This window comes from Brevundimonas sp. (genome assembly GCF_023259385.1).
Taxonomy (GTDB): Bacteria; Pseudomonadota; Alphaproteobacteria; order Caulobacterales; family Caulobacteraceae; genus Brevundimonas.
Genome location: NZ_JAHFPF010000258.1, coordinates 1 through 4,864, shown reverse-complemented (window position 1 = coordinate 4,864; position 4,864 = coordinate 1). Strand labels below are relative to the sequence as shown.

Below are 4,864 nucleotides of genomic sequence, written 5' to 3'. Positions count from 1 at the left end.
GAGCGCCACGACCTGATGGCCGCCTACTACAAGCGGCTGATCGGCGACGATCAGGCCGAGCGCGAACGCTGCGCCATCGCCTGGTCCAGCTGGGAAGGCGATACCGTCAGCGTGCAGGGCCCCGCCGCCCGCCCGGACAAGTTCGCCGAGCCCGATTTCGCGGTCGCCTTCGCCCGCATCGAGAACTGGTACTTCACCAACGGCGGCTTCTTCCCCGAGGAAGGCTGGCTGCTGAAAAACGTCCACCGCATCCGCCACATCCCGTGCTGGATCGCGCAGGGCCGGTTCGACGTGGTGACGCCGATGACCAGCGCCTGGGCCCTGCACCGCGCCTGGCCCGAGGCCAAGCTCGACGTCATCGGCGATTCCGGCCACGCCTCCAGCGAACCGGGCATCATCGACAGCCTGGTCCGCGCGACGGATTGGGCCGCTTCGCTCTGAAGGCAGTAGGGAACAGGCAGTAGGGCGACGGAGAATTCCTCCGGGACCGCTTCCCTACTGCCTACTGCCTATTTTCACTCACTTCGGGTTCGTCTTCTCCACCAGCTCCGACAGCTGGAAGCCGATGCGGCGCGCCTCGCGCTCCTCCGGCTTGCGGCGGGCGTCGAGCAGGACGTTGATCTGGGCGTAGTGCTGGATCAGGCGGACCGGGCGGCCCTCGCTGTTGCGCCCCAGGAACAGGATGAAGTCCGGCCCCCAGAAGCCGACGTCCTCGATCTGCATGACGCCGTCGCCGGGCAGGCCGACGACGCGCGCGGCCACCTCCTCGTCCTTGTCGAGCCCCTTCTCATAGTCCTCGATCAGCTTGGAGAGGCGCACGAAGGCCCATTCGGCGGGGTTCTCGCGCATCCGCACGCCGTCCGTCAGGGCGGCGGCCTGCTCCGGCGTGGCGCTGGGCAGGACGGGCTCGGGACAGGGCTTGTCGCCGCAATCCGAGAACATCGAGGGCGGAGCGACGACAGGGGCGTCGGGAGCGGCGGCGTCAGGAGCGGGCGTGTCGGGCATGCCCCCAATCTAGGGAGTTCGAGCGCCCTAGAACAGGCTGTGGCCCTTCGGCAGTTCGGCGTAGCGGTTCACGCGGGTCGCCAGCACCAGGCCGAAGCCGATCATCACCGTCAGCATCACCGTGCCGCCGTAGGACAGCAGCGGCATGGGCACGCCCACGACCGGCGCCAGACCCATCACCATGGCCCCGTTGATCAGGACGTAGAGGGCGAAGGTCGCCGTCACCCCCGCCGCGCCCAGACGGCCGTAGTGGCTGTGCGACAGGGAGGCGATGCGCAGCGCGATCAGGATGATGGCGATGTAGCAGGCGATCACGGTGAAGGAGCCGAGGAAGCCGAACTCCTCCGACAGGGCCGCGAAGATGAAGTCGGTGTGCTTCTCGGGCAGGAACTCCAGCTGGCTCTGGCTGCCCAGGCCATAGCCCTTGCCCAGCAGACCGCCCGAACCCATCGCGATCTTCGACTGGGTGATGTGATAGCCGGTGCCCGTCGGATCGCCTTCCGGGTTGAGGAAGGTCAGCACACGGTGGCGCTGATAGTCGTGCATGCCGAACATCACATAGAAGGGCACGGCGACCAGGGTGGGGACCGTGACCCCCGCGATGATCTTCCAGCTCAGGCCGGCCATGAACATGATCGCCGCGCCGGTCAGGCCCAGCAGCATGGCCGAGCCCAGGTCGGGCTGGTGCGCCACCAGCAGGAACGGCAAGCCGATCATGGCGGCCGGAACGATCAGCTTCCAGTGGAAGCTGGCCTCCTTGGCGGAGGCGCTGTGGTACCAGCGGGCCAGGGCCAGCACGAGGCCGATCTTCATGATCTCGGACGGCTGGATGCGGGTGACGCCGACGTCCAGCCAGCGGGTCGCGCCCATCGCGGTGTAGCCCAGGCCCGGCACCTCGATCGCCGCCAGCATCAGCAGGGCGACGCCGTAGATCGGATAGGACAGGCGGAACCACCACTTCAGGTGAACCATCGACAGCGCCAGCATCACCACCAGCAGGACGCCGAAGCGGATCAGGTGGCGGGCCGCCCAAGGCTCCCAAGAGCCGCCGGCGACCGAATACAGCATCATCGCGCCGATGCCGGCGATCACGCACAGCAGGCTGGTGAAGCGCCAGTCGATCTGGCCGATCTTGACGACCAGCCGCTCGCGCTCGCCGGGACGGGTCAGGGCCGAGGCGGTCATTGCGGAGCGTCCGGATTATAGGGGCGCGGACCGGAGGTCGCGCTGGGCGCCGCGGCGCGCGGGGCCTGCGGCTCGGGCGTCGCCGGGATGTCCGGCTCCGGCGCGGCGCCGATGTCGCCCTCGTCGATCTGGGGACCGGTGGGCTCGGGCGGCAGAGGCCGGGTGATGCGGTCGCGCATCTCCGGGTCCTTCAGCAGCGCCGTGCGCATCACCTCGCGGGCGCGGGGCGCGCCGGCGGTGCCCCCGCCGCGGCCGCCGTGCTCGATGATCACGGCCACGGCGTAGCGCGGCGCGTCGATCGGGGCGAAGGCGATGAACAGGTTGTGGTCCTTCTCGGCCCAGACGTTCGACTTGCGCGACTGGCCGGGACGGTAGTCGCGCGACTGCGCCGTGCCGGTCTTGCCCGCCATCTGGATGTCGCCCAGGCCCAGCTGGCTCTGGCGATAGGCGGTGCCCGAGGTGTCGTTGGCCACCGCGATCATGCCCTGCCGCACGATCTCCAGGTGTTCGCGCGAGAACTCCAGATCCGGCACGTCGCCGCCGCTCGGCCGCTCCACGCCGCCGACCGACTTGATCAGCCGGGGCTGGATCGCCTTGCGTCCGTTGGCCAGGCGCGAGGTGTAGACCGCCAGTTGCAGCGCATTGACCAGCACAGCGCCCTGGCCGATCGCCACCGAGGTCGTCTCGCCCGGATGCCAGACGGGATCGCGGGGGAAGGTCCTGCGCTTCCACGCCGTGGACGGCAGCAGGCCCTTGCGCTGGTTGCCGACGCCGATGTCGAACTCATGCTCGAAGCCCAGCTTCAGCGCCGCGTCGCGGATGCCGTCCACGCCCGCGCGGTTGCACATGGAATAGAAGTAGACGTCGCACGAGTTCTTGATGGCGTTGTGCATGTCCTGCGAACCGTGCACGCCCCAGCAGCGCTGCGTCCGGTTGCCGTTCCGGAAGCTGCCGGTGCACACCACCCGCTGGGCGGGATTGACCCCCGCCGCCAGCAGCGCCAGCGCCGTGGCCGGCTTGAACGTCGATCCCGGCGGGAAGGTGCCGTTGATCGCCTTGTCCAGCAGCGGCTTGCGCTCATAGTCGGCGAGCGCCCGATAGATCGAGGTCGGCACGCCGCCGACGAACAGATTGGGATCGAACGACGGCGACGAGGTCATGCACAGGATGTCGCCGTTGCGCACATCCATCACGACGCAGCTGCCGCTCTCGTCGTCGAACACCTCCAGCGCACGGTTCTGCACGTCGGCGTCCAGCGTCAGGACCACGTCCTTGCCCGGCACCGCCGGGCGCGACCCGCCGATGTCCTCGGCCACCACCCGCCCGCGCGCGTCGACCTCGACCCGGGTGCCGCCGGCCTCGCCGCGCAGGTCCTTGTCGAGCGACTTCTCCAGGCCCTGCCGCCCGATACGGAAGCCCGGGTTGTAGAGGATCTGGGGCGGTTCTTCCCCCTTGTCGCGGATCGCCTTGATGTCGCGGTCCGAGACCTTGGCGACATAGCCGATGACGTGGGCGAAGGCGCCGCCGAACGGATAGAAGCGCGCCTCATTCATGTCGGCCATCACGCCGGGCAGCTCGTTGGCGTACAGGTTGACCCGGGCGAACTCCTCCCAGGTCAGGTCGCTCTTGACCGGCACCGGCGAGAAGCGCGGCGCGGCGTTGACGTCGCGGATGATCGTGCGGCGGCGGTCCAGGGTGTCGGGCAGCAGCCGGCCCAGCAGGTCCAGGGTCTGGTCCAGGTCCTTGGTCTCGTCGCGCACGACAAGCACGCGGAAGCTGGGACGGTTGCCGGCGATGACCACGCCGTTGCGGTCCAGCACCCGCCCGCGCGGCGGCGGCACCAGGCGGAAGTTGAACTGGTTCTGGCTGGCCAGGGTCGAATATTCGTGCGCCTGGAACACCTGCAGCTGGGCCAGACGGCCGGTCAGGGCCAGCCCCCCAAGCGTCGTCAGGCCGCCCAGCACGAAGGTGCGGCGCAGGAACGAGCCCTGACGCTCGTTCGGATCCGAGAAGATGATGGACGGTTCCGAGCTCATCGGAACCTCACATCGCCGTCGTCGAACCGCTCGATCATGGTGTTCGCGAACGGGAACAGCAGCAGCGTCGGCACGACCTGGCCCAGGAGGGCCAGGATGCTGGGCATGTTGCCGATCTTGAACGACGCGATCGCGTAGCAGATCGAGAAGGCCAGGCCGCAGCACGAAGCGTACCAGATGAACAGGACGGCCGTGTCCTGGCCGATCAGGAACGACCGGGCGCCCAGCACCACGGCGTAGACGGCCAGCAGGGCCAGGGCCCACATGCCCAGCAGCCCCTGCCCGCCCCAGAAGATGTCCAGGAACAGGCCCACGCCCATCAGCACCATCGGCGCCACCCAAGACGGACGGATCAGCGGCCAGGCGAAGGCCAGCACCAGCGGGATGACCGGCTCAGGCAGGCTGAAGCCGAACAGCTTGACCGGCGTGGCCAGGATCATGGTCACCGCGACCGTGATGAGGGCCGGATAGACGATCCACTGCACCGGCCCGACGACGCGGACCGCGACGGGCCGTCTCATTCGGTCCCTCCCGAGGGCGTCTCTTGCGGCGCCGGCTGAACCGGTTGCGGCGCGGGCCGGGCGGGCGGCGGAGCGGTCTGCTGGCGCGGCGCGACGGGCGCGGGCGTCGGAACCGGC

5 protein-coding genes are annotated in these 4,864 nt (G+C 69.2%); 1 reads left to right on the top strand and 4 read right to left on the bottom strand.

Annotated elements, in window-relative coordinates:
- Positions 1-441 (top strand): alpha/beta fold hydrolase (locus Q0C81_RS16035; RefSeq protein WP_367118033.1); only part of this gene is annotated, 441 nt, incomplete at its 5' end.
- Positions 442-519: 78 nt separating this feature from the next.
- Here the strand turns inward: Q0C81_RS16035 and Q0C81_RS16030 are convergent.
- From Q0C81_RS16030 to Q0C81_RS16015, 4 genes are read right to left on the bottom strand one after another with little or no spacing between them, the layout of a single operon-like run.
- Positions 520-1,005, bottom strand: coding sequence for a DUF6173 family protein (locus Q0C81_RS16030; protein WP_291840201.1), 486 nt, complete (start codon positions 1,003-1,005; stop codon positions 520-522).
- A gap of 27 nt (positions 1,006-1,032) precedes the next feature.
- A complete protein-coding gene (gene rodA, locus Q0C81_RS16025; RefSeq protein ID WP_291840198.1) occupies positions 1,033-2,190 on the bottom strand; it encodes a rod shape-determining protein RodA in 1,158 nt (385 codons plus the stop codon).
- Positions 2,187-4,226 carry a penicillin-binding protein 2 gene (mrdA, locus tag Q0C81_RS16020; protein WP_291840195.1) on the bottom strand — a complete coding sequence of 680 codons (2,040 nt, stop codon included), beginning with the start codon at positions 4,224-4,226 and terminating at the stop codon, positions 2,187-2,189. Before mrdA ends, rodA begins: the two co-directional genes overlap by 4 nt.
- Complete coding sequence (locus tag Q0C81_RS16015; protein ID WP_291840191.1) at positions 4,223-4,747, bottom strand: hypothetical protein; 525 nt, start codon at positions 4,745-4,747, stop codon at positions 4,223-4,225. Before Q0C81_RS16015 ends, mrdA begins: the two co-directional genes overlap by 4 nt.
- Positions 4,748-4,864 lie beyond the last annotated feature (117 nt).

Excerpts from the sequence above, each read along its gene's own strand:
- Q0C81_RS16030 (WP_291840201.1), bottom strand. The coding sequence starts at position 1,005 with ATGCCCGACACGCCCGCTCCTGACGCCGCCGCTCCCGACGCCCCTGTC.
- rodA (WP_291840198.1), bottom strand. The coding sequence starts at position 2,190 with ATGACCGCCTCGGCCCTGACCCGTCCCGGCGAGCGCGAGCGGCTGGTC.
- mrdA (WP_291840195.1), bottom strand. The coding sequence starts at position 4,226 with ATGAGCTCGGAACCGTCCATCATCTTCTCGGATCCGAACGAGCGTCAG.
- Q0C81_RS16015 (WP_291840191.1), bottom strand. The coding sequence starts at position 4,747 with ATGAGACGGCCCGTCGCGGTCCGCGTCGTCGGGCCGGTGCAGTGGATC.